Genomic DNA, 23850 nt, shown 5'->3' with positions numbered 1-23850 from the left:
TATTTCTGCAGCTACCAGCTTGAGCCCTTAAGGCACGTGTCTTCTACTCATAATGAATTTATCTGATAATATTGTCAGCAATGAATTTTCTGTAAACTATTGCAGGATTTCCTGCATAATAGTATACTTTAGAAGAGTTAATGAGTGTGTTCTTCAAGTGGAGGCGTTAAATATGCAGGATTTACTGCGGAGTGTGTCTAATTCTTATCCGGAATTTAGTTCAGGCCAAAAAAAAGTCGGCGATTTGTTTTTTAAAGAACCCATTTTTTTAGCGTTCTCTTCTGCTCTTGAAGTCGGTAGGCGTGTCAATGTCAGTGAATCGACAGTGATTCGTTGGACACAAAAACTTGGATATAAAGGGTATGCGGAATTCCAGCAGGTTGTGCAGCGGAAATTGGCTGAAGAACGTTTGGAAAAGGCAGAGCAGAAAAGACCAGAACCAATTGTTGACCAATCCTTTTTGGAAAAGCTGCTCGATGCGGACATTTCAAGTATTGTAAAACTAAAGAAGTCGATTAACGAAGATGAACTTCTTCGAGTTGTCGATGAAATCAGCCAGGCAGATCAGGTTTATGTGACCAGCAACTTTTTTGATTATGGCATAGCGGATTGGTTCTCCAACTGGCTGAATCTTGCACTTGGCAATACGGAAATGATGCAGCCTTCAACTGGTAAATACTACACCCAAATCTCCAAATTGGGGAAAGGGCATTTAGTGATTGCTTTCGCTTTCCCGCGTTATACCAGATTGGTTATTGAAACCTTGAAGAGCGCGAAAGCAAAAGGAGCAGATGTAATCGTTTTAACTGATTCAGCGGAGTCTCCAGCAATTGCCTATGCAGATTATGTTCTGACTGTATCTGTGAATTCGAATTTGAACATTGATTCGTATACATCCGTCCATGCACTTTTGACTTCGATTATGCGATTTGTCTATGTCAAAGAACAAACAAAAATAAGCGGAAATTTGGCAAAGATCGAAGCTGACTACAAAGAACGGGATCTTTTTATTTAAAAGCATTCAATTTACTGGGAATTTCCGAAACGCCTTGGCGATTTGGTCAATTATAAACGAAAAGGGGAGAGCAAAATGAAAAAGAAATTATCATTTTTAGGTGTAGTTTTTTCTGCAGGAATGCTATTGGCAGCTTGTGGAGGAGATGACTCAACCAGTTCGGAAGAGGGATCAAGCACAGATAGTGAGAACAGTGATTTGAATTTGTTGGAAGAAGGAAAATTCACCACTGCATCAAGTGGACTTTACAAGCCATTCAACTATGAAGAAGGTGGCAACCTGACAGGCTTTGATATTGATATCGGCAACGCGATTGCTGAAGAAATGGGTCTAGAGCCGAATCCGGTAACAACGCCATTCGAAACAATTATTCAAGGTTTGACGACGAACCGCTACGATGCAGTTTTAGGATCTATGGCTATTACAGCAGAACGTGCTGAGCAAGTCGCTTTTTCTGATCCTTATTATTACTCTGGTGGCGTAATTTTTGTCCGTGAAGGAAACACAGAAATTACTTCAGAAGCCGATCTTGAAGGTGCAACAATCGGCGTTGTTGGACAAAGTACGTATGACACAGCCGCTCAAAAATACACAGATGATATTCAATACTACAGCAGTGATGTCGTGGCGTTGCAGGATTTGACAGTTGAAGGTCGCTTAGATGCTGTTATCACAGCTGACGTAGTAGGATTTGAAGCGCAAAATGCAGGTCTTGAAATCGAAGTTGTCGGCGATCCATTATGGATTGAACAAGCAGCTGTTGCTGTAAGACCCGACGACGAAGCTTTGCTTGAAGCGATTAATGAAGCTTTAGCCGCTATTATCGAAGATGGCACATATGATGAAATTTCTCAGGAATGGTTTGGTCGTAACCTCCTCGATGTAGATCTTGAAGGAATTGAAATTCTCAACTAAATAAGCTGAGATGGAGAGGAGTGGCGTTTATGCCAGAGATACTTGTAACAGTTTATGATGTATTTATGCGAACATACCCTGGATTTTTGGAAGCCACTGTCGTTACACTTCAATTGACAGCAATTGGTGTTATTTTGGGGACGGTCATCGGACTCGTTTTTGCACTGATGAAAATTTCAGGCTCGAAAATTTTACAGGCGATTGCCAATATATACATCACCATTATTCGCGGTACACCGCTAATCGTGCAAATCATGTTTCTATATTTCGGTATTGTTGAAATTTACACGATGTCAAACTTCTGGGCTGGAGCTATCGCCTTGGGTATCCATAATGGTGCCTATATTGCGGAGATTTTTCGCGGCTCGATTCAGGGGATTGATCCAGGGCAGCGGGAAGCTAGTATGTCACTTGGTATGGGGCGTCGCCAGACCATGAGCCGCATCGTCTTTCCACAGGCGCTGCGTCGCTCGATTCCACCGCTCGGCAACCAGTTTATTATTACATTAAAAGATTCATCACTTGTTTATATTATCGGGGTGGCAGAAATCTTCTCACTTGGAAACAGGGAAGCTGCGCAATCATACCAGCCATTTGAATCATTTATGGTTGTTGCACTCTACTACTTAGTACTTGTTATGATTTTCACATTCTTATTGCGTTTGTACGAAAATAAACTCGATGTCGACAAAGCCTAAGGAGGGACTAACATGATTATTGGAGAGAACATTCATAAATCCTTTGGTGACCTCGAGGTACTGAAAGGCGTAGACCTTCATGTTAAGCCTCAGGAAGTTGTTGTACTTGTTGGAGTCAGTGGCTCAGGGAAAAGTACACTTCTCAGATGTTTTAACTTTCTTGAAATGATTAATGATGGAAAAATCATTATTGATGGCCATACAGTAAATGCGAAAAAAGACAACTTAACAAAGATCCGTGCCGAAGTCGGCATGGTGTTCCAGCATTTCAACTTATTTCCTCATAAAACGGTATTGGAGAATGTAATAGAAGCACCTGTTACCGTTAAAAAGATAAAAAAGGAAAAAGCCAAGATTTTGGGAATGGAATTATTGAAGAAGGTAGGCTTGGAAGATAAAGCTGACGTCTATCCAAGTAAGCTTTCGGGAGGACAAAAGCAACGTGTCGCGATTGCTCGGTCACTTGCGATGGAACCGAAAGTTATGCTGTTCGATGAACCAACCTCAGCGCTAGATCCGGAACTGGTTGGAGAAGTGCTTCAGGTTATGAAACAGTTGGCTGAAGAAGGAATGACCATGGTCGTCGTTACTCATGAAATGAAGTTCGCCAAAGAAGTGGCGGATCGAATCATCATGATTGACGAAGGGACAATCATCGAATCGGCAAATCCCAAAGATTTCTTTGAAAATCCGCAAAACGAACGAACAAAGCAATTTATTCAACTGGTCGAATAGCCAACTGGCTAGTGGGTTGAAAATACTAAGTGGATAAGAAGGAGTCGGTTCAAATGAACTGATTCCTTCTTTCTTTTAATAATTGACGTTTGTTGTCCAACAAAACGGTTAAGGTATAGTAAGTAATGAAAGAACTTGAGGAGGCAGAAGGGATGAGAATCGAAGAAATCATGACGACAGACGTCGAAACGTGTAAACCCGAATCGACGCTTCAAGAAGTTGCCTCGAAAATGCGGGAAATAAATGTAGGATCCATTCCTATCTGTGAAGATGGACGTTTGGTTGGAATCGTTACAGACAGGGATATCGTCATACGCGGTCTTGCAGAGCAGATTCCGAGTGATGCCGCCATCGCGGAAATCTTATCAGCAGAAGTCATTACTGGAACGGTAGGTCTGACCGTTGAGGAAGTGGCTCAATTAATGGCAAATCATAAGATCCGCAGGCTCCCCATTGTAGCGAATGAACGCGTAATTGGAATCGTTTCTTTAGGTGATTTGGCTATAAAAGACCTTTCGACAAATCATAATGTGGAAAATACCATTATCGAAATCTCTGAGCTGGAATAACAGCAGGTAGGCCATGAAAAAAAGCCTTTCAACCTAGAAAGGCTTTATACATGGCGTTTATTCTAATTTTTCAATGATGGAAACAGAAATCATGGGCATATTTTCTTCGGCGCTGCCTTCATAGATACCATCCGCTGTAATGCTATCTCCTACCTCCACGGGTGTTTCTGCCATATTCCGAATGTAGATACGGTTTTCACCATCTGCAATGATAAATGAAGGAAAGGCGATATCATCTGCCAGTTCTTCAACGGTGCCCTGGACAGAAACTCCGATACCTTCTTCGATGTTTCCCGAAGCCAACTCCTCAAAGCTTACAAATTCGGCGTTTTCTGCCTCTTCTGGAGCAGTGGGGTCCAGCTCTCCTTCAGGGGCAGTTACTTCAGTCTGGCTTTCTTCAGTCGTTTCTGGTGCCTCTTCCCCACAAGCTGCCAATAGAAAAACCAGGCTAAGTGGAATAAAAAACTTGTACATAGAATCACGCTCCTCCAAAATTAAACACTGTTAGTTGAATATACCCTTTTCAAAAGCTCTCTAACACTCAGAATGTAGTTATCAACTTAGACAATAGACAAACCACGCATTGGGAACAACTAGAATTAATCACGTTTTTTACAGTTGAAGCAGTGAAAAAGAATAATTTGTCTTTTGTTTTTCCAGGTATATGGTTCGGGAAAGCAAAGAAATGAAGGGAAGAAGTTGTTTAGAACGCCTAATGTATTGAAGTAGAAAAACAAACACATCCAAAGAGCTTTAAGTTTCAGTAACACCAAAGTCGTTACCATGCAATTACAAGACTGGAGAAAAGATTACAGAGCATAATTCAGTGGCCAGTGTCGTCACTATTCGTAAGGAGTGGGAAATTTCTATTTCTCGTAGAAGAGCAGACGGTAGAAGTAAAACCTGGAAACATTCTGCATATAAATTCAAAAGAAAAAACAGTCTGACATCAATTGAACCAACTGATTTGTTGGTCCTGCAGATTACGTTATATAAAAAGCTCACGCCTGACGATTGCGTGAGCTTTTTTATGGGATGAAGATTTAATAAACTATGAGTCAGCCTTCACTTTTCTTTGTTGTCCAGCTCTAGCGCCTAGACTCTGGGGTCATAGGCCAACACAGGTGTCCAGCTGCAAGTGCCTAGCTCTTCGGGTCATAAGTCAACCCAACTGTGTGATAAAGACCACCACACTGCTGGTCTGCCTTACGCCTATCAAATTTACACGGACGCTTCTGCTTTTTTTGTTACCATTCAAGTTTTTCTGGGTACTCTGCTTGTATAGCAATTTCGTGAATCGGCTTTTTATGAGGAACGGCAGCGGCGAGGACTTGGTTACGGAAAGTTGTATAGTCTTGGTCTTGTACTGCAAGCTTCATAGCGATTGCCGATAGGCTTTGTTCGCGCTGCTGTCTGGTCATGCCGATGTATTTCAGATTTAAAAGATCTACGTACTGGATCGCGTAATCATTCACGGTAACCGGCTGGTTAAAGGCTTTCAAGATTGTATCGAATTCTGCTGTTGGGACATGTCCCTGCAGACAGTCGAGAACTAACGACTGAAAGCGGAAGATGACTGGCAGGTGGACATCCCAAAGTGGAAATTTTTTGTCTTGCTGATAGAATTTTACAAAATCCTTCAAGGCGACGGCAGCGTAGATCAATTCTGGCCACAGCACTTCGGTGGAAAAGTAAATATTCTTATCAGGGGCGATAAAACCATGCTGCTTCATGGTATGTTCGTGCAGGCCATTAAACACAAAATCCACATTACGGTCTCCTTGAGCGGCATGACGAATTTCATAGGAAATGCCCAAAATCCGCATCCGTGAGCCTGCGTAGCCATAATATTGATCTTCTTGGCCGATTACTCTGTAAATGGCCTGGTTTAGCTCATCCAAATCGAAATAATCACCACTTATTTTAACACCTGTATGGTTCGGCGTGCTTTTCATGGTCAGCATGCTAATGTCTCCTCAGCGTTTTGGTGTGTAATCAAGTTGGTTAAATAGCTCGTTGCGTTCTTCTTTAGTCAAGCCGCGCCATTCACCTACAGGCAGATCACCTAGCAGGATATTCATAATGCGAACCCGCTGCAAATTCCGAACTTCATAGCCGAGTGCCGAGCACATGCGGCGAATCTGGCGGTTCAAACCCTGCTGCAAGGTCAACTTAAACGTGTAGGTGGATAGTTTGTCGGCTTTTGCAGGAAGTGTCTTCGTATCAAGGATTTCCACACCTTCCGCCATTTTTGCTAGAAAGGATTCGGTAATCGGCATGTCGACTTTAACGATGTATTCTTTTTCATGCTCATTTTCGACACGAAGAATTTCATTGACGATGTCACCATCGTTGGTCAATAGAATGAGCCCCTCTGAATCTTTGTCTAGGCGCCCTATATGAAAGATGCGCTCGGGATGGTTGACAAAGTCGACGATATTTCCTTCAATATGACGTTCGGTTGTGCTGGTGATGCCGATTGGTTTGTTTAATGCCACATAAACATATTGCTGCTTTGGCTGTTCGATGAGCTTGCCGTCCACTTGGACTCTGTCTCCGGCTTCCACCTTGCTGCCGAGTTCGGCAAGTCTGTCATTAATGGTCACGCGTCCTGCCTCGATAAACTTATCGGCTCCGCGCCGGGAAGTGATGCCTGTCTCGCTTAAAAATTTATTGATTCGCATAGTAGATTCCTTTCGGTTCCGTATTTCCTAGTGTCACTCTTATTATACATGAACTGTTGAAGTGAATAAAAATTTCTGGTGTTTCACAGTTGCAATTTTTAGATTAGTTTGACAATATAGAAGGGAAGCTGTTGTTGATACGCTAACGAATATTCAGAGTGATGTAAGCGCGTACATAACGGTAAAACGAGTAAAGGGGAGATATGGGAATGGTCTATGCAATGCCGAACACAGAAGGTTCAAAAATTACGTTTAAAGACAAGTATGAGAACTTTATAAATGGAGAGTGGAAAGCACCGGTCAAAGGACAGTATTTTGACAATGTTTCACCGGTAACTGGCAAGAAGTTTACAGAAATTGCCCGTTCCACAGCTGAAGATGTCGAGTTGGCTCTTGATGCGGCTCATGCAGCAAAAGACGCCTGGGGTAAAACTTCAGTCACTGAACGTGCCAATGCGCTGTTGAAAATAGCAGATCGTATGGAGCAGAACCTAGAAATGCTGGCAGTTGCTGAAACATGGGATAACGGAAAGGCTGTCCGTGAGACATTGAATGCCGATTTGCCTTTGGCAATTGACCATTTTCGGTATTTTGCTGGGGCAATCCGAGCGCAAGAAGGATCGCTCAGTCAAATCGATAACGATACGGTAGCTTATCATTTCCACGAGCCGCTTGGTGTTGTCGCCCAGATCATTCCATGGAATTTCCCAATATTAATGGCTGTCTGGAAACTGGCTCCGGCGCTTGCTGCCGGCAACTGTGTCGTATTAAAGCCTGCTGAACAGACGCCCGCAAGCATCCTGGTGCTGGCTGAGCTGATCGGTGATATTCTACCTCCTGGGGTCTTGAACATCGTCAATGGCTTCGGTCTTGAAGCAGGAAAGCCGCTTGCTTCTAGTCCGAGGATCAGTAAAGTGGCATTTACAGGTGAAACGACTACAGGCCGCATGATTATGCAATATGCTTCTCAAAACCTGATTCCAGTAACACTGGAACTGGGTGGGAAGTCACCGAATATCTTCTTTAAAGACGTAATGGACCAAGACGATGCTTTTCTTGACAAAGCAATTGAAGGGTTTGTCATGTTCGCTTTAAATCAGGGCGAGGTATGTACATGCCCGTCCCGTGTATTGATTCAAGAAGACATTTATGATGAATTCATGGAACGTGCATTGCAGCGCGTAGCAGCAATCAAACTCGGAAATCCGCTTGATCCAGAAACGATGATGGGGGCACAGGCTTCCACAGAACAGATGGAAAAAATTCTATCTTACTTGGATATCGGCAAGCAAGAAGGAGCAGAAGTCCTTGCTGGCGGTGACCGCAACCATTTGGAGGGCGAACTGTCGGAAGGCTTTTATATTCAGCCGACAGTCTTTGCTGGCCATAATAAGATGCGTGTTTTCCAGGAAGAGATTTTTGGACCAGTTGTCTCTGTAACAACATTTAAAACGAAAGAAGAAGCGCTCGAAATCGCTAACGACACCTTATACGGACTAGGTTCGGGAATTTGGACACGTGATACCAACACGGCTTATCGCTTTGGCCGCGGCATCCAAGCAGGACGCGTATGGACAAACTGTTACCACCAGTATCCAGCTCACGCAGCCTTCGGTGGTTACAAAATGTCCGGCTTTGGCCGTGAAAATCATCTTATGATGCTTAACCATTACCAGCAGACAAAAAATATGCTTGTAAGTTACAGCGAAGACAAGCAAGGATTCTTTTGATTCTAGAAAAGATCCATAAGTGTTTATGTGAAACAAGAAAGTAGGGATAGCAATGGTCGAACGCGTAATTGCGACAGATGCTGCTATTGAATTGATCGAATTGCTGAAGAAAAAACACGGACCGGTCATGTTCCACCAATCAGGAGGCTGTTGTGATGGCAGTTCGCCGATGTGTTATCCGGAGGGCGATCTGTTCATTGGAGATCAGGATATTTTGCTAGGAGTTATCGGAGACAGCAAATTCTATATGCACAAAAACCAATTTGACTACTGGAGCCACACCCAGCTAATCATTGATGTCGTGCCTGGGCGCGGCGGAATGTTTTCTTTGGAAGGTGTGGAAGGCAAACGATTCTTGACAAGGTCAAGAGCGTTTACCACAGAAGAAACTAAGGAATTGCAGCAACAGATTTAAAAGGAGACCGGATGCAAATGCATCCGGTCTTTTGTTGTCAATTAATGCTAAGAACACCCTTAAACCCCTTATACATCAAGGGTTTAAGGTAGAATTCATGCTGGAAATATGGTATAATTTCAGCATGAAAGGTGGTCATCCAGTTGACGAAATTAGTGAACCGAGTTTCCCGCGAACAAGCCAATCACGCGATTTCCCGCGCTTCACATTCTCTTGTTACGGAAGGGTTTGATGTGACAAATGAGGATGAGAATTTCGTTCGGTCGGTATTGACTGGTGAACGGACGGAAGCACAATTCCATCAGGCCATCAAAAGGAAGTTTGATGTCTAAGTATCAGCATACCTCGATGTACTGCTACCCCGGAACTGATATATTGATCAATTTGTTCGATGTGAAGGATGAAGAGAAACTGAAGGAGCTCGAGAAAGTTTACTCCTTGCTCCGTCTTTCGGAACTGCAGCTACAGCAACCCGCAGACCCCCTGGATGTTCAAGCATTTCTGGCCATTCATCAAGTTCTTCTTCAGGATGTTTACCCGTTTGCTGGAGAGTTGAGGAAAGAAATGATTTCCAAAGGTTCTTCTTCTTTTGCTCATCCCAAACACATTGAGACGCATCTGCTAAAAATTTTTAGTGAATTAGAAGCAGAGAATTACTTGAAGAGATTTCCGCGAAATCAGCTGATTTCACGGCTTGCTTATTTTCTTTCGGAATTGAATGCTCTGCATCCTTTCCGCGAAGGTAATGGACGAAGTGTTCGAGAATTTGCACGTCAGCTGCTGCTGAATGCGGGTTATCGGTTGGATTGGGGAAAGATCCTTGAGCCCGCGGAAATTATTAATGCTTTTGTCGATTCTTTCAATAAGAACAATGATCGTCTGGAAAGTCTTTTGAACGAAATCATTACTCCATGAAAAATGCCAGCTGCTCCGAGAGTGCTGGCATTTTCTATGTTTTACAATACACGATGTTTCGAGAGCCAGTCGATTCCGAATTCGACAAGAGGCTTCATTTCGACAAGACGGGTTTTGGCTTGCCCTAAAAGGCCTTCAGAAATTTCGCCGGGAAAGGCTTTGGCGATTTCAGGAAACCGATCCGAATCCATATCCACACAGTCATAGGTTTGCCAAATTCGTTGTCCATCCTTTAAAATTGCTGCGCCTTGCGGTGAAGTAGAGCGGTTTTCCTGAACAAATTCAGCATAGTGCAGCGCTGTACACGAATCAAAGCCAACACCAATAAATAGGATTTTCACATCAGCTTGCAGCATTTTCGCGAGTGGCGATTGTTTTCCAAAGGAATCATCTATGGGCTGTTCAATCATCCAGTGAGCTGCCTGGCTACCCTGAGCGATAAAGGAATGCGAAGGGTGAGGGCTTCGAATGGTCATTGGGTGGCGATGGAAGCATTCCACGATTTTGCCCATGCCGCGCAGTCCGCTGAAATAAGGATCGAAGGCAGGAAGTTGTTCGCGGATCGGCTGATGCCAATTTTCGGGAACCGGTGGCTCCATCCAATAAACAGGGTCTGAGTTGTCCGCAGACTGGGCGGGCATAATTAAGGTGCCTCTTTCAGTAAGGGTTTCTATCAAAGCTTCTACCACTGCTTGAGCGCCTCCAGCGATCCATCCCATGGACTTTAGGGAAGAGTGGACCATTAATGCGTCTCCGGCAACAATGCCAAGCTGCCGAAGCTGACGCTTTATTGTCGCTTTTGATTGGAATTCAGGTGTGTTTAAAATATTCAATAACTCTGACATAAAGTAATCCCTCCAATTTCATTATATTATAAAGGAAAGCCTGCTGTTATGGGAAATCCCTTCTGGCATGGCAATAGAGAAAGGAATGATGGCAATGGACGCAAGACCAATGAAAGAATCGAGGACAATACAAACAAAATTGGTGCTCCCACCAGACACCAATCATATGAATTCCATTTTCGGAGGCAAGGTATTGGCTTATATCGATGAAATTGCCGGAATCACGGCCATGAAGCATGCGCGCCGCCAAGTTGTGGTGACGGCATCGATCGACTCAGTGGATTTTCTGTCTTCTGCGCGTGTCGGGGATGTCCTGGAGCTTGAAGCGAATGTCACGTCAACCGGACGGACTTCCATGGAAGTCTATGTTCGAGTAAAATCGAAAAACCTTCAAACAGGTGAAGAAAAGCTGACGACGGAATCGTTCTTGACGATGGTTGCAATGGGAGACGATGGAAAGCCGACTCCTGTGCCTCCTGTTCTGCCGGAATCGGAAGGTGAAAAGCGATTTTTTGAGACGGCTCCTGCCAGACGTGAACACCGAAAAATGAGAGTGAAAACACCAAGGTGATAGCGAAAGGTGCGTGGAATAAAATCCACGCACCTTTTGAAACGGCAATTATTAACTGGGTGAGTCAAGGTTTGACTTCACGTTCTCTAAAGAGTTGCCTGTTTCGCTGCTTATGACAGAAAGGCTACCATCCGTCTCTAATACAACGGCTTTCACTTTCTCAGTAGAGCCGAAACCGCTGTTACGGATCGCCTGTAGAATTTCAATTTCTTTGATGCGTTCCTTTTTCATGGCGCTTCTCAAAAATTGTCCGTCCAGAAACAGCAGGCGGGGTTCCGACTTGATAATGTTGTTAAACCAACTGGAATGGACAGACAGCAGGGTGAATACATACTGCAAAAATATTAATAAGGCAAACGCAGTCATTCCTTCGAGCAGGCTAATGCTGTTGTTCAATAAAATAGTCGCCAATGTTGAACCTAAAGCTACGGTTACGACTAAGTCAAAAGCGTTCAGTTTGGTTAACGTGCGTTTTCCTGAAATGCGTAAAAAAACAATTAAGCCCACATAGGCCAGAAAGCCAACTGTCACAATCCGAATAAAACTGTCGAGCGTAATTTCAAACATGGTATGCCTCCTTTTGTTGTATTTTTATGAATTTATCCACATGTTGATAAGTTTTTTATACAGGAATATCAACAAAATTCAAACACCTTATCCACATAGCACACAAAAATAGCATTTTACTGTGTATAAAGGGAAGGAATTGGAGAATTGTGATTAACAATCTATACAAGTTGAACGAAAGAAGTATCCTATTAAAAATGGCTTCGGTTGCTTTGAGTATGGCGCTCGCCCGCGGCAAGCGGAGCTGTTTTGCGGCATATCGATTATGAATATTCACTAGTTCAACTTATATAGTATTTCCCTGTTGTTCTCTATGATTCCCGCTAGAGTTATCAACAAACAAAAATCAAGCGGAAAAACAGTGGAAAAGATTGTTGTTTTTTCAAAAAGGGAATAGTACTATTACTTTATCTTTGAGCGGGGAGCGATTAGAATGGAATCTTTCCTGAAACTGATCCGTTATGCCGGATTACTGATTTTTGTTGTAGGAATCTTGCTGTCTATTGTGACTTTCATCAACTTCATTTTCAGTTTGACCGATGTTTGGTGGCTTCAGATTTACTTTATTCGTCTGTATTTATTGTTGTTGGTTTCAGGAATTCTGCTGTATATCCTCATTACTTTTCGCAAAAAAGACGACGAAAAAAAGGAGTAGCCGCGGCTACTCCTTTTTTCTGTTTCAATGCTGGGTAGGATGAAAATATCCTCCCGGATGACTAAAACTTATTTTTTTGCCAGTAATTCTTCGAAATAAGTGCCAAATTCTTTTGAACGCTTCAAAATCGTACTTGAAGACACGGCGAATTTTTCACTTAAGTCTTTTGCAGACAGCATCGGACCTTTGATTAGTTCGTGATCCTGCAAGAATCTCCAGTATCCGGCTACAAGAGCTTCCGGTTTTTGGACAGTTGGCTGCTGGCTGACAAGATAGCTGTTTAAGATGCTGGTGATATTGTTGATTGTCTCTTCATCAAAATCTGCCTGCTCGATATGCTTGTCAAGTTCTGTCATAACCGAATCGTGTTCTGGAGAAAGCTTGATGCTTTCTTCTACGCTGCTAGTTGAATACTTGACGATTTGTTCAACAACTGCTAAGTAATTATCGCGCAGATAACTTTCATCCTGTGAAGCATTTTCAGCAGCGATTTGTGTTTTCAGCTGCTCAAAGAATGGAGCGAATTCCCCAACGACCGTCAAGTAGCCATTAAGGAACAGGACGCCTTCTTTTCCGACACGGGAGTCCGGCAGAAGAATTGCCAGTAAGCCTTGTCCGTTTTCCATATCGGTTGGCGGCTGATCTGCTATTTGAAGCGTTTCACCCGTAAAGATGTCTGTGAACTGAGCTGTTTCTGTATTGCCTTCGATGTATTGGCCAAGGAATACTTTTACATTTTTCCAGTTTCCAAGCACTTCTTTAGTTGAAGGGCGTTGGGATAGCTCAATTTGTTTAGCCAAAAAGTCTTCCCATAGTTCTGGCTTTTTCATGAACAGGAAATTCTCGATAACAAATGCTTGCGCATCGTTTTCAGCCATGGACTGCATCAAGCGTGGCTGCCATGCCTGTTGAAGTTCACGAAAATCGGCGAGTTGCTCCTGATTCGGATTTTCCGAGAAGAACTGCTGGCGTACTTTGAACAGTTCTTCATTCACCAAATCATTGATGGACACAGTTTGCTGTTTTCCGTGACATTTTTTGTATTTTTTGCCGCTGCCGCATGGACAGGGTTCATTTCTTCCTACCATTCTAATCACCTACATTTTTTATTGAGTGTAACATATAATTGCGACGGGCTCAAAAGTCTGACGATTCAGACGCCAGTGGACTATAAAGAAAACGGATAAGCGGGTTGGAATGGTGATTGATAAAATGGGATGCCACTCTTTTCAACTTTCAAGATGCTCTTGCGCTCATCTTTTCGGAAAGTGGTCATTGGAATCGTGAAACACCAAAAGTATGCATGAAGTAGAAGTCGTATTATAATAAAAAGAATTAGCAACGAGTAGGAGGGAACAATGTGTATGAAGATCCGGTAAAAGAATCTATTTCCTGGATGCGGGTCATCTTTTTGACAGTGCTCATTGTTCTGATGTCACGGCATTTCTTGTTTGAACCCGTGGCTGTTCACGGCGAATCCATGATGCCCACATTCGAAGATGATGACAAGGTCGTACTGATGAAAATTTATACAATAGAAAATTTTGATATGATTGTCTTCACCGCACCAAATGGAGTCAATTTTATTAAGCGGGTAATTGGTGTTCCAGGTGACCGCATTTCCATGGAAGACGATCAACTATTTGTCAATGGTAGGGCTGAAGCTGAGCCTTATTTGGATAAGAACCGAAAAATAGTGGAGCAGCAGGGAACTGTAAGACTAACTGAGGATTTTGAGGAATTTACCGTGCCTGCTGAATTCTATTATGTTTTAGGGGATAATCGTCTGAATAGCATGGACTCCAGGGTGTTGGGGTTTATTTCCAAGGACTCGATCGTCGGTGAAGTGAAAGTTAGGCTTTCTCCTCTTGAGCATGTTGGGATTGTAGAATGACGAAAAAACAGTTTATCGTTCCGAAGCGGAAAAAAGACAGTTGCTCTAATTTGGGCAGCTGTCTTTTGTGCATTTTAGAATAAGTTTAATTTATCGATGCGGTCTATCGCTTCGATGATGCGGGTTTCATCAACCAATAATCCGACACGGATAAACCCTTCTCCACCATCGCCGAATCCACTGCCTGCAGCAACGGAAATATCTGCTTTGTCAAGAAGGAAGTCAGCGAACTCTAGACTCGTAAAGCCTTCTGGAATCGGTAGCCAAGCAAAGAAAGAGCCAAGCGGTGCTTTAATTTCCCAGCCGATGCGTGAGCATTCTGTGACGAGGACATTACGGCGCTTTTCATAAAGGTCCACCAACTCGTCTACGCATTGCTGATCAGCATTCAGTGCTTCAGCTGCAGCCAATTGGACAGCGGGGAATAAGCCGGCAAATAAATGGTCCTGGACTAAGTTTAACGCTTCAATCATTTTAGCGTTGCCGGCAGCAAATCCGATACGCCAGCCGGCCATATTATAGGTTTTCGATAAAGTATACATCTCGACGCCGACTTCTTTGGCTCCTTCGGATTGCAGGAAGCTCACTGGTTTTTTTCCTTCGAATCCGACAGCTCCGTAAGCGAAATCATGGACAACCGCAATGCCATTGTCTTTTGCGAAAGCAACTGTCTCATCAAAGAAATCTTTATTTGCTACTGCGCCTGTTGGGTTGTTGGGATAGTTCAAGTACATCAGCTTTGCTCGCGTTCGGACAGATTCCAGCAGTTTGCTGTAGTTCGGCAAATAGCCGTTTTCAGGGTCTAGCCACATCAGCTCATAGTCAATGTCTGCAAGTGGAGCACCTGACAGGTAATCAGGATAGCCAGGGTCCGGCAGCAGCAAGAGGTCTTGTGGATTCAGCAATGCTAACGGCAACTCGACAAGGCCAATTTTTGTTCCTGCCAAAATGGCTACTTCTAAATCGGGGTCGATGTCTACGCCGTATTCACGTTTGTAGAAATCCACTGCAGCTTGACGCAATTCTGAAATTCCACGGAAAGGTGAATACTTATGCGTTTTTGGATCAGCTGCGGCAATTTGCAGCGCTTTGACGATATGGTCAGGCGTCGGCTGGTCGGGATTGCCCTGGCCAAGGTTAATGACGTCACGGCCTTCGGCTATGGCTTTGCTTGTTTTGGCAACCAGTGATGCAAAAAATTGTGGGGGCAGGTTTTGCAGGCGATTTGAAAATTCCATAAGATTCTCCTTGTTTTCGAAATAATTGCACATCTACTCCGAATCTTATAGAATTTAAGTTAGCTTGTCTACTGGAGGAGAAAATATGAAAATTGCATGTGTTCAGATGGATATCGTATTCGGAGAGCCCGAACAGAACTATCAGCAAGTCATGAATTATTTAAAAGAGGCAACCGCGAACGGGGCGGAGACAATCGTTTTGCCTGAAATGTGGAACACAGGATATGCATTGACTGAACTCAGCGCTTTGGCAGACAGTACTAACCGGACAGTAGAGTTGCTGAAAAGTTTTGCAAAAGAACACGCTGTGAATATTGTTGGGGGCTCTGTTTCAACAGAGAAAAATAACAGCTTTTATAATACGATGTATGTTGTCGATAAAAACGGTGAGCTTGTTTCAGAATACGACAAAGCACATCGCTTCGGTTTGATGGATGAGCATATCCATCTTGAAGAAGGAGATACACTTGGTACCTTTAAACTGGACGACACTGTTTATGGCGGAGTTATTTGCTACGATATCCGTTTTCCCGAATGGATTCGTGCTCAGGCGCTGAACGGCGCAAAACTTGTTTTTGTGTCAGCGGAATGGCCGGAAGCACGGATTGACCATTGGCGTATTCTGCTGCAGGCACGCGCCATCGAGAACCAATGCTTTATCGTTGCAGTGAACCGCATCGGCAGCGACCCGAACAATGAATTTGGCGGCAGCACGATGGTAATTGCTCCCTGGGGAGAGGTTCGTTTGGATATGAAGAAGCAAGAAGGCGTAGGTTACGTGGAAGTCGATTTGGCTGAAGTAGAGGAAGTCCGGAAACGAATTCCGGTTTTCGATGATCGTCGCGAGAAATTGTACGAAAAATTCAAAAAGTCGATTGACACTCCGCAGTAATGTCTGTAACATAAAATTCAATCAAATAACAAGAACTTATCAAGAGAGACCGAGGGTTAGGCCCTATGACGTCCGGCAACCCCCGAATGGGAAGGTGCCAAGTCCTGCGGAACACACAAATGTTCCGGAAGATAAGTCGAGAAATTAAACTTTTTGATGTCTCTTTCTTGATGAAAGAGGCATCTTTTTGTTGGCGGGAGGAAGCTATGATACAGATTCAGAAATTGACAAAAACATATACAACTAAACATGGCACCGTCACCGGAGTGGACAATGTTTCATTGGGTGTCGGAAAAGGCGAAATTTTTGGCATCGTCGGTTATTCAGGCGCCGGCAAAAGCTCGCTGATCCGATGCATCAACCTGCTTGAACGGCCAACCTCAGGCAGCGTGACAGTAGATGGCAAAGATTTGACCAAACTGAACGGAGGACAGCTGCGAAAAGCGCGTTTGAAAATCGGTATGATCTTCCAGCATTTTTACCTGATCAGCCAAAAGACAGTTTACGACAATATCGCTTTTGCGCTCCGAGCAGAAGGCACCCCCGCGAAAAGCATTGAAACCCGTGTAGAAGAGCTGCTGGAAATGGTCGGTTTATCCGACAAACGGGATGTCTATCCAGCCCAGTTGAGCGGCGGTCAAAAGCAACGCGTCGGTATCGCGCGGGCATTGGCCAACAATCCGGCAGTGTTGTTGTGCGACGAAGCAACATCTGCACTTGATCCCAATACGACTTTATCTATCTTGCGGTTATTGAAAGACATCAACCGCAAATTGAACATCACGATTGTGCTGATCACCCATGAAATGAATGTAGTTAAAGAAATCTGTGACCGAATGGCAGTCATGCAGGGTGGACGCGTCATTGAAGAAGGACAGGTATACGACATTTTTGCAGAGCCCCAAAAAGATTTGACGAAGGAATTCATTTCCAGTGTCGTATCATTCAATGTTCCAGAGCATATCCTGAGCGAATTTACAGGGACCCTGGTGAAAGTGCTATTCAAGGGCACTGTAGCAGGAGAAGGTGTAATTTCTGACATGCTGCAGCATTATCCGATAAAAGGTAATTTTTTGCACGGAGCAATCGAATACATTCAAGAACGGCCTCTTGGCATTTTCATCATGGAATTGAAAGGGACTTCGTCCGCTGTGATGGATGCATTAAAGTATATGGAAAGCAGGTCAGCAATCGTGGAGGTGATTCCGAATGGGCATTGAATGGGGACGAATTATCGAGCTATGGCCGGAAATACAGACTGCATTTTTTCAAACGTTAACGATGATTGGCATCTCATTATCTGTGGCATTAATCGTTGGTTTGCCACTGGGAATTTTGCTGTTCATCACTGACCGCGGCTTGTTTCTTGAAAATCGTCCAGTGAATTCCGTGGTCGGTTTTATTGTTAATATCGTTCGCTCTATTCCGTTTATTATTTTATTGGTGGCACTTATCCCGTTGACGAAATTCATTACGGGAACGACAATTGGCCCGATTGCGGCAAGCGTATCCTTATCGGTTGCAGCCATTCCTTTTTTCGCACGGATTGTGGAAACCTCACTCCGTGAGATCGATAAGGGTGTTATCGAGGCAGCAATTGCAGTAGGGGCCACACCCTGGATGATTATTAAAGACGTTCTGCTGCCAGAAGCGAAAGCGAGCATTATCCAAGGCGTTACATTGACGATCATCAGTTTAGTGGCCTATTCTGCCATGGCCGGCGTTGTAGGAGGCGGAGGCATTGGAGATTTGGCCATCCGCTTCGGTTATTACCGGTACGATAATACCATCATGATTGTCACAGTCGTCATTTTGATTGTGCTGGTCCAATTGATTCAACTGGCAGGAGATTATACAGCGAAAGCCATCGATAAACGATAAGGGGAGAATGACATGAAAAAACCAGGATTGATAGTGGCAGCAAGTGTGCTCGCTTTGGCAGCATGCGGCAGTGGAGAAGAAAATGAATCGGCAGGGACAGAACAAGCTTCAAAAGACATTAAATTAGGTGCTACTGCGGGGCCTTACAGTGATATGCTGAGCCAGGCAATTGTGCCAAGCTTGGAGGAAAAGGGCTATACGGTCGATATTGTGGAGTTCAGTGATTATATCCAACCGAACGTGGCGCTTGATGGCGGCGATATCGATGCCAACCTGTTCCAGCACACCATTTACTTGGAGAATTTTGAAAAGGAGCAGGGCATGGACCTGTCAGCATTAATCACAGTACCGACAGCACCTATGGGCATCTATTCAAACCAATTCGATTCATTGGATGCTATTGAGGATGGAGCGACCATCGCGATTCCGAATGATCCGGTGAACGGTGCACGTGCATTGCTTATGCTTGAGGACGAAGGCTTGGTCGAGCTGGATCCTGAAGCTGATGTCTTGCAGGCTTCAGAACGGGACGTTGTCACAAATACAAAAAACCTGGTTTTCCAGCCAATCGAAGCGGGTCAGCTGCCGCGTGCAGTCGATGGCTCTGATTTAGCCGCTGTACCCGGAAACTTTGCACTGGCAGCCGAAATGGATTTGCTCGATGCATTGGTTCTGGAAAACATGCCGGATCAATACCGCAATGTTGTAGCGGTTACTGCTGAAAATGAAGACAGTGATTTGGCTAAGGACTTAGTGGAAATCGTGGAATCGGAAGAGTTTGAAGCTATTATCGATGCGGAATTCGAAGGTTTCGGCAAGCCTGAATGGATGGCCGAATAAAAGAAGCATCTTCCACTTGAAATTTTTTCGTGAAATGGTCTAAGATAAAAGCCGCCCCAGATAAATTCTGAAGCGGCTTTTATCAATGTTAAGTGGTTTTCTTGTTAAACAACGATTCTTACGCAGGCGTTTAATCAATTCACCAAAATCAAATGGACTTTCATTATATGAGAGTCCATTTAGCTGCTTTCTCAGGAAATCACTTTAACCATATGGTGAAAAGGCTCACCGATGATAGTCCACGGTTCCGAAACGGAATAGCCGAGGCGCTTATACAGGCGGATAGCTCCTTTTTTACCGATATCTACGTTCAACGAAAGCTTGGCGCCTTTCTGAGAAGAAACCAGCGTCTCGGCAAATTCAAATAATTTTGAGCCGATTCCCTGACCTTGGTATGCCGGGTCGACTGAAACGGTGTCGATATACCATTCATCGGTATGAGCTTCAGGTTCAATTGTCCGTTCATGACCTTGCTTTTTGAGTTGTTTAATCAAATAGCGGTCCAGCGCATCGGCTTGATTGCCATGATAGATCACCAAAGCTCCGGCGATATCACCATTTACTAAAGCCGTATAAGTATAGTGGTAGCTATGACGTGTGTGCTCACCGCGGATCATGTCCTCTACTTTTTCCAATACAGCTTCAGGTTCTTTTTGCGCGGTCATATGGTTAGCGATATCGCCGATTGCATTGATAATAAGCGGCGCCACTTTTTCTGCGTCTTCCGGCCGCGCTTGTCTAATGATGACATTCATTGGAATCTACTCCTTTTGCTTGCATTAAGTCTGCTTTGACTGAAATAATAGTATATCAATGAAACAGTCCTTTAACACGAGGGAGGTCAAAACATGGAGAACACAAAGTACATCTTGACCTATGGAGATGCATTTGTGGACTATATCGCAGCGAATACCAAAAACGATGCGTTCAATCGTCACCTAGGAGGCGCGACAGTGAATGTTGCCGCGGGTGTCAGCCGTTTAGGCATACCCTCAGGATTCATTACGATTACGGGCGATGACGAAACCTCTGCTTTTGTCCGGAACGCACTGCTGAGGGAAGGTGTAGATTTAACCCACGCTATTGTGGTTCCAGAAAAACGGGTGAGCGGTGTGTATATTCACTTGACGGGGGAGTTCGACCGCGTGTTTTCGGATTATGTCAATGAAACGCCTGATCTTCAAGTGATGAGACATGAACTGAAATTAGAAGCTTTTGAAAGTGCCAGCATTTTTCATTTTTGTTCGGGGACTCTTTTTCATCCGGAAGCGCGAAAAACTACTCGCAAAGCCCTTGAAATCTCTAAAGAGTTTGATGTCCTTTGTTCGTACGATGTCAATATCCGTCCATTACGCTGGGAAAGTGAAGAGCTCTGCCGTGAAACTGTCCTCGGATTTTTGCCTATGGCGGACATCGTCAAGCTAACGACAGTAGAACTGGCTTTTTTAATGGCAACCGAATCCTTGGAAGAAGGAATTTCCCGATTGTCTCGTTTTGACATCCCTTTGGTGTTTGTGACAGATGGTGAAAACGGCACTCATGCTGTTTTTCAGAGCCAAACTCTTCATGTTCCCGTTATTCCTGTACAGCCAGTGGATACAACCGGGGCAGGAGATGCCTTTATGGCAGGGGTTATCCGACATATCCACATGCTGGGCTTGCCTGAAACACAGCAGGCAGTTATTGACTGTGCTGATTTTGGCAATAAATTAGGAGCGCTTTGCGCGACAAAAGCAGGAGCTTTGACCGCAATGCCAAAGCTCGAAGAAATAGAAAAAATCATTAATCAGAGGAGTGGGGAATTATGACATTACACAGCTTTCATTTAACCGCAGATTGGCCAGGCCTGCGCAACGACGTGGGAGATATTGAAGTAGGCAGTTTAAAAACCCAAATTTCAATTCCTGCTGAAATGGATGGTCCGGGAATCGGCACCAATCCGGACGAAATGCTGCTAGGCGCAGCAGCGACCTGCTACATCATTACGCTTGCCGCTATGATGGAACGCAGCAAATTGGAAAAGCAGTCCCTAAATATGGAGTCGGAAGGCTTAGTGGAAGTGGAAAAAGGCGTAATCACCTATAAGCGCATTATCCATAAACCACAAGTGGTCTTGAAAGCAGGTGCTACTGAAAAAGACTTAGCATTGGCGCAGAAGCTGGCTGAAAAAGCTGAAAGTTCCTGCATGATTACGCGTGCTATCAAAGGCAATGTGGAAATTGAGTTGCAGGCGGATATCAGAACAGAAGTATAGATTTTTTCAACAAACTTCACCCCTTTTCAAAATGGGTGAAGTTTTTTTGAGCTGTCTAAAGAAACGACCATTTTCTTTACGTGAAGTGTGATAGACTCTAAATATTAAAAATTCAGTGTTTTAGGAGTATCCAATATGCGGAATCTATCACTTCAAACGAAAATTATCTTATTGAACATGTCATTGATCTTATTTGTCACCGCTGTTTTTGGAGGAATTGTCACCTACAACGAAATTGGAGATACTAAGGGAAATGTTGGAACGCGCGCATTGGAAACCGCAATTGGTATTTCGATAACACCTAGCATCGTAGAGGCAATGAACGATGAAAACCCCGAAGCAGTTATACAGCCGTTAGCTGAATATATGAGAAAACAGGTAGGTGCAGAATTTATCGTAGTCGGCAATCTGGAAGGGATCCGTTACTCTCACCCGGATCCTACGCAAATTGGCAAAAGAATGGTCGGAGGCGACAATGATCGTGCATTGGCAAATGCCGAGTTTTATACATCTGAGGCACGGGGTTCATTAGGGCCGAGTTTGCGGGGGAAAGCACCAATTTTTGATGGGAACGGAAATGTTGTGGGGCTTGTTTCGGTTGGTTATTTGCTGGACGATATTCAGGAAATTATCGTAGGAAATGTTTTGGAGATGCTTCAGTTTGTTCTGCTGGTTTTAGCAATCGGGATCATCGGCAGCATTCTACTGGCCAAAAACATTAGAAAAGAAACTATGGGACTGGAGCCGAGGGAGATTGCGGCGATGTACCGTGACCGTGAAGCTTTGCTTTCTTCGATAGTTGAGGGAGTTATTGCTATTGATCATCGAGGGAAAATCACAGAAATCAATCAGTCCGCAGAAAAAATGATTGGACTTACACAAGCGTCGATCAATTCTGATATTGCTGATGTTATTCCTCAGTCGAAAATGACAGAAGCATTGCAATCCGAAAAAACGATCCGCAACGAAGAAATGCTGGTTGGCAATAAGCTGCTTATCATCAATCGTACGCAAATTACACACGAAGGCCAAGTTGTTGGCGTGGTTTCAACTTTCCGCGAGAAAACGGATATTCAGGAAGTATTAGAGACCTTGTCGGAAATCCAACAATATTCAGAAGGGCTACGCGCTCAGACACATGAATATTCCAATAAGCTGTATGCCATATCAGGATTGTTGCAACTCGGACAAAAAAACGAAGCTATCGACTTGATTCAACGTGAAACCCGAATTCACGAAAACCAGACAAAGCATATGCTGGACCATATCCAAGACAAAAAAGTTCAGGCTATTTTACTTGGAAAAATGGGGAAAGCATCTGAAAATAAAGTGAATCTGATAATTGATGAAAATAGTTCATTAGAGGTCCTTCCTAAACATTTCGATATTGCCAAACTCATTCACATTCTAGGGAATCTAATAGACAATGCCATCGAAGAAGTAGCTCAGCAGTCTAAGAGAGAGGTTTCGTTTTTTGTTACCGATCTGGGCCGTGATTTAGTTATTGAAGTGGAAGATACAGGCCGTGGGATTCGGGAAGAATATATGAAAGATTTGTTTAATCTAGGGTTTTCAACCAAGCTTGGAAAAAAAGATCGGGGTTATGGCTTGGCAATTGTCCAGCAAGCGGTTGAAGAGCTGAAAGGGACAATCGAAGTCGATTCGGAATTAGATCGGGGCACAGTCTTTACGGTCTTTTTACCGAAATAAGAAAGTGAGGAGATATGATTGATAAAAGTATACATTGCTGAAGATGATTTTCGTGTGGCAAATATTCATGAACAATTCCTTCAGAAAATCCCCGAGGTGCAGCTGCTGGGAAAGGCAGGCAACTGCAAAGAAACGTTAAAAGCGGTAAAAAAACATAAAATTGACCTTGTTATTCTAGATAATTACATGCCTGATGGTCATGGTATCGATTTGATTGATGATATTTATAGTTTGAGTCCTCAGACAGATATCATTCTCGTATCAGCTGAAAATGATAAAGCATATGTTGAAACCGCCATCCGAAAAGGTGTAAAGGGCATTATTATCAAGCCAGCCACTTTGGAGCGGTTTGTATCAACAATTATTAAATATATGGAAAATAAAAAGAATCTGCAACATGCCAACCAAATCGATCAGGACTTTCTGGATGATTTTTTTGGTGTAGGGCGTATTCAAAAACCAGCTGTCGTTGCGAAGGGAATCGATCCGCTGACTTTGCAGAAAGTAAGAGATGTCTTAATGGATCACTCGTCCGGTATCACGGCCGAAAAGATGGGGGAGCAGATGGGCGCTTCGCGGACGACAGCCCGACGTTACCTGGAACACCTTGTGGCTATTGATGAATGCTTTGCAGAATTGGCTTATGGCATTGTCGGGCGGCCAGAACGGCATTATTATATGAAAAAAGACTGATTCCAGCAATCAGTCTTTTTTTTGCGTGAACTTTATGAACAAAAAATATTCTAAACTCTTTATAAGACTTATTTTGTAAACGGTTACATTCTGAAAATTCGAAGTTATACTCAGGTTAATTAAAAAACACAAGG

At 43.7% G+C, this 23850-nt stretch carries 28 protein-coding genes and 1 riboswitch; of the genes, 20 read left to right on the top strand and 8 right to left on the bottom strand.

Annotation, left to right across the window (positions count from 1 at the left end):
- The first annotated feature begins 172 nt into the window (after positions 1 to 172).
- The 5 genes from BBH88_RS16065 (at position 173) to BBH88_RS16045 (ending at position 3932) form a co-directional block, all read left to right on the top strand.
- Entirely contained in the window at positions 173 to 1015 is an 843-nt protein-coding gene (locus BBH88_RS16065) for a MurR/RpiR family transcriptional regulator (RefSeq protein WP_006829094.1), read from the top strand.
- 75 nt (positions 1016 to 1090) lie between these two features.
- Complete coding sequence (locus tag BBH88_RS16060) at positions 1091 to 1930, top strand: transporter substrate-binding domain-containing protein (protein ID WP_006829093.1); 840 nt, start codon at positions 1091 to 1093, stop codon at positions 1928 to 1930.
- 29 nt (positions 1931 to 1959) lie between these two features.
- Positions 1960 to 2628: an amino acid ABC transporter permease gene (locus tag BBH88_RS16055; RefSeq protein WP_006829092.1), complete on the top strand. Its 669-nt coding sequence runs from the start codon at positions 1960 to 1962 to the stop codon at positions 2626 to 2628.
- 12 nt (positions 2629 to 2640) lie between these two features.
- Positions 2641 to 3363, top strand: a complete 723-nt coding sequence (locus tag BBH88_RS16050; protein WP_006829091.1) for an amino acid ABC transporter ATP-binding protein — start codon at positions 2641 to 2643, stop codon at positions 3361 to 3363.
- A 152-nt stretch (positions 3364 to 3515) separates the two neighbouring features.
- Entirely contained in the window at positions 3516 to 3932 is a 417-nt protein-coding gene (locus BBH88_RS16045; protein ID WP_006829090.1) for a CBS domain-containing protein, read from the top strand.
- 57 nt (positions 3933 to 3989) lie between these two features.
- Here the strand turns inward: BBH88_RS16045 and BBH88_RS16040 are convergent, their stop codons facing one another.
- The 3 genes from BBH88_RS16040 to BBH88_RS16030 all read right to left on the bottom strand — a co-directional run bounded on the left by BBH88_RS16040 (position 3990) and on the right by BBH88_RS16030 (position 6616).
- A complete protein-coding gene (locus BBH88_RS16040) occupies positions 3990 to 4406 on the bottom strand; it encodes a hypothetical protein (RefSeq protein ID WP_065536502.1) in 417 nt (138 codons plus the stop codon).
- Positions 4407 to 5179: 773 nt separating this feature from the next.
- On the bottom strand, positions 5180 to 5896 hold the full coding sequence (locus BBH88_RS16035) for a DUF6904 family protein (RefSeq protein ID WP_065536503.1): 717 nt from the start codon (positions 5894 to 5896) through the stop codon (positions 5180 to 5182).
- A 12-nt stretch (positions 5897 to 5908) separates the two neighbouring features.
- Positions 5909 to 6616, bottom strand: coding sequence for a pseudouridine synthase (locus BBH88_RS16030; protein WP_006829087.1), 708 nt, complete (start codon positions 6614 to 6616; stop codon positions 5909 to 5911).
- A gap of 209 nt (positions 6617 to 6825) precedes the next feature.
- Between BBH88_RS16030 and adh the strand changes: the two genes are divergently transcribed.
- The 4 genes from adh (at position 6826) to BBH88_RS16010 (ending at position 9676) form a co-directional block, all read left to right on the top strand.
- On the top strand, positions 6826 to 8346 hold the full coding sequence (adh, locus tag BBH88_RS16025) for an aldehyde dehydrogenase (protein ID WP_006829086.1): 1521 nt from the start codon (positions 6826 to 6828) through the stop codon (positions 8344 to 8346).
- A 52-nt stretch (positions 8347 to 8398) separates the two neighbouring features.
- Complete coding sequence (locus BBH88_RS16020; RefSeq protein WP_006829085.1) at positions 8399 to 8761, top strand: DUF779 domain-containing protein; 363 nt, start codon at positions 8399 to 8401, stop codon at positions 8759 to 8761.
- 143 nt (positions 8762 to 8904) lie between these two features.
- The gene (locus BBH88_RS16015; RefSeq protein WP_006829084.1) at positions 8905 to 9093 is read left to right on the top strand and encodes a hypothetical protein; all 189 of its coding nucleotides are present in this window, start codon (positions 8905 to 8907) and stop codon (positions 9091 to 9093) included.
- The gene (locus BBH88_RS16010; RefSeq protein ID WP_065536504.1) at positions 9086 to 9676 is read left to right on the top strand and encodes a Fic/DOC family protein; all 591 of its coding nucleotides are present in this window, start codon (positions 9086 to 9088) and stop codon (positions 9674 to 9676) included. Before BBH88_RS16015 ends, BBH88_RS16010 begins: the two co-directional genes overlap by 8 nt.
- Before the next feature lie 41 nt (positions 9677 to 9717).
- Here the strand turns inward: BBH88_RS16010 and BBH88_RS16005 are convergent, their stop codons facing one another.
- Positions 9718 to 10521 carry an AAC(3) family N-acetyltransferase gene (locus tag BBH88_RS16005; protein WP_065536505.1) on the bottom strand — a complete coding sequence of 268 codons (804 nt, stop codon included), beginning with the start codon at positions 10519 to 10521 and terminating at the stop codon, positions 9718 to 9720.
- Between the two features lie 94 nt (positions 10522 to 10615).
- On the opposite strand from BBH88_RS16005, the gene BBH88_RS16000 reads away from it, so the two are divergent.
- Entirely contained in the window at positions 10616 to 11092 is a 477-nt protein-coding gene (locus tag BBH88_RS16000; RefSeq protein WP_040852038.1) for an acyl-CoA thioesterase, read from the top strand.
- Positions 11093 to 11143: 51 nt separating this feature from the next.
- Here BBH88_RS16000 and BBH88_RS15995 read toward each other — a convergent pair whose 3' ends face one another.
- Positions 11144 to 11659: a DUF421 domain-containing protein gene (locus tag BBH88_RS15995; protein WP_006829080.1), complete on the bottom strand. Its 516-nt coding sequence runs from the start codon at positions 11657 to 11659 to the stop codon at positions 11144 to 11146.
- 433 nt (positions 11660 to 12092) lie between these two features.
- On the opposite strand from BBH88_RS15995, the gene BBH88_RS15990 reads away from it, so the two are divergent.
- A complete protein-coding gene (locus tag BBH88_RS15990; protein WP_065536506.1) occupies positions 12093 to 12314 on the top strand; it encodes a hypothetical protein in 222 nt (73 codons plus the stop codon).
- Positions 12315 to 12382: 68 nt separating this feature from the next.
- On the opposite strand, the gene BBH88_RS15985 is transcribed toward BBH88_RS15990, so the two are convergent.
- Entirely contained in the window at positions 12383 to 13402 is a 1020-nt protein-coding gene (locus BBH88_RS15985) for an SEC-C domain-containing protein (protein WP_065536507.1), read from the bottom strand.
- A 272-nt stretch (positions 13403 to 13674) separates the two neighbouring features.
- Between BBH88_RS15985 and lepB the strand changes: the two genes are divergently transcribed.
- Positions 13675 to 14208, top strand: coding sequence for a signal peptidase I (gene lepB, locus BBH88_RS15980; RefSeq protein WP_083387803.1), 534 nt, complete (start codon positions 13675 to 13677; stop codon positions 14206 to 14208).
- Between the two features lie 74 nt (positions 14209 to 14282).
- Here the strand turns inward: lepB and BBH88_RS15975 are convergent, their stop codons facing one another.
- The gene (locus BBH88_RS15975) at positions 14283 to 15446 is read right to left on the bottom strand and encodes a pyridoxal phosphate-dependent aminotransferase (protein ID WP_065536508.1); all 1164 of its coding nucleotides are present in this window, start codon (positions 15444 to 15446) and stop codon (positions 14283 to 14285) included.
- A gap of 85 nt (positions 15447 to 15531) precedes the next feature.
- Between BBH88_RS15975 and BBH88_RS15970 the strand changes: the two genes are divergently transcribed.
- From BBH88_RS15970 to BBH88_RS15955, 4 genes are all read left to right on the top strand, one after another.
- Entirely contained in the window at positions 15532 to 16338 is an 807-nt protein-coding gene (locus BBH88_RS15970; protein WP_065536509.1) for a carbon-nitrogen family hydrolase, read from the top strand.
- A gap of 33 nt (positions 16339 to 16371) precedes the next feature.
- Positions 16372 to 16476: riboswitch (SAM riboswitch) on the top strand.
- A 68-nt stretch (positions 16477 to 16544) separates the two neighbouring features.
- Positions 16545 to 17558 (top strand): methionine ABC transporter ATP-binding protein, encoded by a 1014-nt coding sequence (locus tag BBH88_RS15965; RefSeq protein ID WP_065536510.1) that lies wholly within the window; start codon positions 16545 to 16547, stop codon positions 17556 to 17558.
- Positions 17548 to 18219: a methionine ABC transporter permease gene (locus BBH88_RS15960; RefSeq protein ID WP_006829073.1), complete on the top strand. Its 672-nt coding sequence runs from the start codon at positions 17548 to 17550 to the stop codon at positions 18217 to 18219. Before BBH88_RS15965 ends, BBH88_RS15960 begins: the two co-directional genes overlap by 11 nt.
- 12 nt (positions 18220 to 18231) lie before the next feature.
- Complete coding sequence (locus tag BBH88_RS15955; RefSeq protein ID WP_065536511.1) at positions 18232 to 19059, top strand: MetQ/NlpA family ABC transporter substrate-binding protein; 828 nt, start codon at positions 18232 to 18234, stop codon at positions 19057 to 19059.
- 191 nt (positions 19060 to 19250) lie between these two features.
- On the opposite strand, the gene BBH88_RS15950 is transcribed toward BBH88_RS15955, so the two are convergent.
- Entirely contained in the window at positions 19251 to 19814 is a 564-nt protein-coding gene (locus BBH88_RS15950; RefSeq protein ID WP_065536512.1) for a GNAT family N-acetyltransferase, read from the bottom strand.
- A gap of 93 nt (positions 19815 to 19907) precedes the next feature.
- Here BBH88_RS15950 and BBH88_RS15945 point away from each other — a divergent pair, with 93 nt between their 5' ends.
- The 4 genes from BBH88_RS15945 to BBH88_RS15930 all read left to right on the top strand — a co-directional run bounded on the left by BBH88_RS15945 (position 19908) and on the right by BBH88_RS15930 (position 23716).
- Positions 19908 to 20867, top strand: a complete 960-nt coding sequence (locus BBH88_RS15945; RefSeq protein ID WP_065536513.1) for a carbohydrate kinase family protein — start codon at positions 19908 to 19910, stop codon at positions 20865 to 20867.
- A complete protein-coding gene (locus tag BBH88_RS15940; RefSeq protein ID WP_006829069.1) occupies positions 20864 to 21313 on the top strand; it encodes an OsmC family protein in 450 nt (149 codons plus the stop codon). Before BBH88_RS15945 ends, BBH88_RS15940 begins: the two co-directional genes overlap by 4 nt.
- Positions 21314 to 21448: 135 nt before the next feature.
- On the top strand, positions 21449 to 23023 hold the full coding sequence (locus BBH88_RS15935) for an ATP-binding protein (RefSeq protein WP_065536514.1): 1575 nt from the start codon (positions 21449 to 21451) through the stop codon (positions 23021 to 23023).
- A gap of 18 nt (positions 23024 to 23041) precedes the next feature.
- Positions 23042 to 23716, top strand: a complete 675-nt coding sequence (locus BBH88_RS15930; RefSeq protein ID WP_006829067.1) for a response regulator — start codon at positions 23042 to 23044, stop codon at positions 23714 to 23716.
- The last annotated feature ends 134 nt before the right edge of the window (positions 23717 to 23850 follow it).

The sequence above is a fragment of the Planococcus antarcticus DSM 14505 genome (assembly GCF_001687565.2).
Taxonomy (GTDB): domain Bacteria; phylum Bacillota; class Bacilli; order Bacillales_A; family Planococcaceae; genus Planococcus; species Planococcus antarcticus.
This window is presented reverse-complemented; position numbering and strand designations above follow the sequence as displayed.

Excerpts from the sequence above, each read along its gene's own strand:
- BBH88_RS16030 (WP_006829087.1), bottom strand. The coding sequence starts at position 6,616 with ATGCGAATCAATAAATTTTTAAGCGAGACAGGCATCACTTCCCGGCGC.
- BBH88_RS15955 (WP_065536511.1), top strand. The coding sequence starts at position 18,232 with ATGAAAAAACCAGGATTGATAGTGGCAGCAAGTGTGCTCGCTTTGGCA.
- BBH88_RS16040 (WP_065536502.1), bottom strand. The coding sequence starts at position 4,406 with ATGTACAAGTTTTTTATTCCACTTAGCCTGGTTTTTCTATTGGCAGCT.
- BBH88_RS15935 (WP_065536514.1), top strand. The coding sequence starts at position 21,449 with ATGCGGAATCTATCACTTCAAACGAAAATTATCTTATTGAACATGTCA.
- BBH88_RS16055 (WP_006829092.1), top strand. The coding sequence starts at position 1,960 with ATGCCAGAGATACTTGTAACAGTTTATGATGTATTTATGCGAACATAC.
- BBH88_RS16005 (WP_065536505.1), bottom strand. The coding sequence starts at position 10,521 with ATGTCAGAGTTATTGAATATTTTAAACACACCTGAATTCCAATCAAAA.
- BBH88_RS16045 (WP_006829090.1), top strand. The coding sequence starts at position 3,516 with ATGAGAATCGAAGAAATCATGACGACAGACGTCGAAACGTGTAAACCC.
- BBH88_RS16020 (WP_006829085.1), top strand. The coding sequence starts at position 8,399 with ATGGTCGAACGCGTAATTGCGACAGATGCTGCTATTGAATTGATCGAA.
- BBH88_RS15975 (WP_065536508.1), bottom strand. The coding sequence starts at position 15,446 with ATGGAATTTTCAAATCGCCTGCAAAACCTGCCCCCACAATTTTTTGCA.
- BBH88_RS15960 (WP_006829073.1), top strand. The coding sequence starts at position 17,548 with ATGGGCATTGAATGGGGACGAATTATCGAGCTATGGCCGGAAATACAG.
- BBH88_RS15945 (WP_065536513.1), top strand. The coding sequence starts at position 19,908 with ATGGAGAACACAAAGTACATCTTGACCTATGGAGATGCATTTGTGGAC.
- BBH88_RS15940 (WP_006829069.1), top strand. The coding sequence starts at position 20,864 with ATGACATTACACAGCTTTCATTTAACCGCAGATTGGCCAGGCCTGCGC.
- BBH88_RS16065 (WP_006829094.1), top strand. The coding sequence starts at position 173 with ATGCAGGATTTACTGCGGAGTGTGTCTAATTCTTATCCGGAATTTAGT.
- BBH88_RS16010 (WP_065536504.1), top strand. The coding sequence starts at position 9,086 with ATGTCTAAGTATCAGCATACCTCGATGTACTGCTACCCCGGAACTGAT.
- BBH88_RS16060 (WP_006829093.1), top strand. The coding sequence starts at position 1,091 with ATGAAAAAGAAATTATCATTTTTAGGTGTAGTTTTTTCTGCAGGAATG.
- BBH88_RS15970 (WP_065536509.1), top strand. The coding sequence starts at position 15,532 with ATGAAAATTGCATGTGTTCAGATGGATATCGTATTCGGAGAGCCCGAA.
- adh (WP_006829086.1), top strand. The coding sequence starts at position 6,826 with ATGGTCTATGCAATGCCGAACACAGAAGGTTCAAAAATTACGTTTAAA.
- BBH88_RS15985 (WP_065536507.1), bottom strand. The coding sequence starts at position 13,402 with ATGGTAGGAAGAAATGAACCCTGTCCATGCGGCAGCGGCAAAAAATAC.
- BBH88_RS15990 (WP_065536506.1), top strand. The coding sequence starts at position 12,093 with ATGGAATCTTTCCTGAAACTGATCCGTTATGCCGGATTACTGATTTTT.
- BBH88_RS16000 (WP_040852038.1), top strand. The coding sequence starts at position 10,616 with ATGGACGCAAGACCAATGAAAGAATCGAGGACAATACAAACAAAATTG.
- BBH88_RS15950 (WP_065536512.1), bottom strand. The coding sequence starts at position 19,814 with ATGAATGTCATCATTAGACAAGCGCGGCCGGAAGACGCAGAAAAAGTG.
- BBH88_RS16050 (WP_006829091.1), top strand. The coding sequence starts at position 2,641 with ATGATTATTGGAGAGAACATTCATAAATCCTTTGGTGACCTCGAGGTA.
- BBH88_RS16035 (WP_065536503.1), bottom strand. The coding sequence starts at position 5,896 with ATGCTGACCATGAAAAGCACGCCGAACCATACAGGTGTTAAAATAAGT.
- BBH88_RS15995 (WP_006829080.1), bottom strand. The coding sequence starts at position 11,659 with ATGTTTGAAATTACGCTCGACAGTTTTATTCGGATTGTGACAGTTGGC.
- BBH88_RS15965 (WP_065536510.1), top strand. The coding sequence starts at position 16,545 with ATGATACAGATTCAGAAATTGACAAAAACATATACAACTAAACATGGC.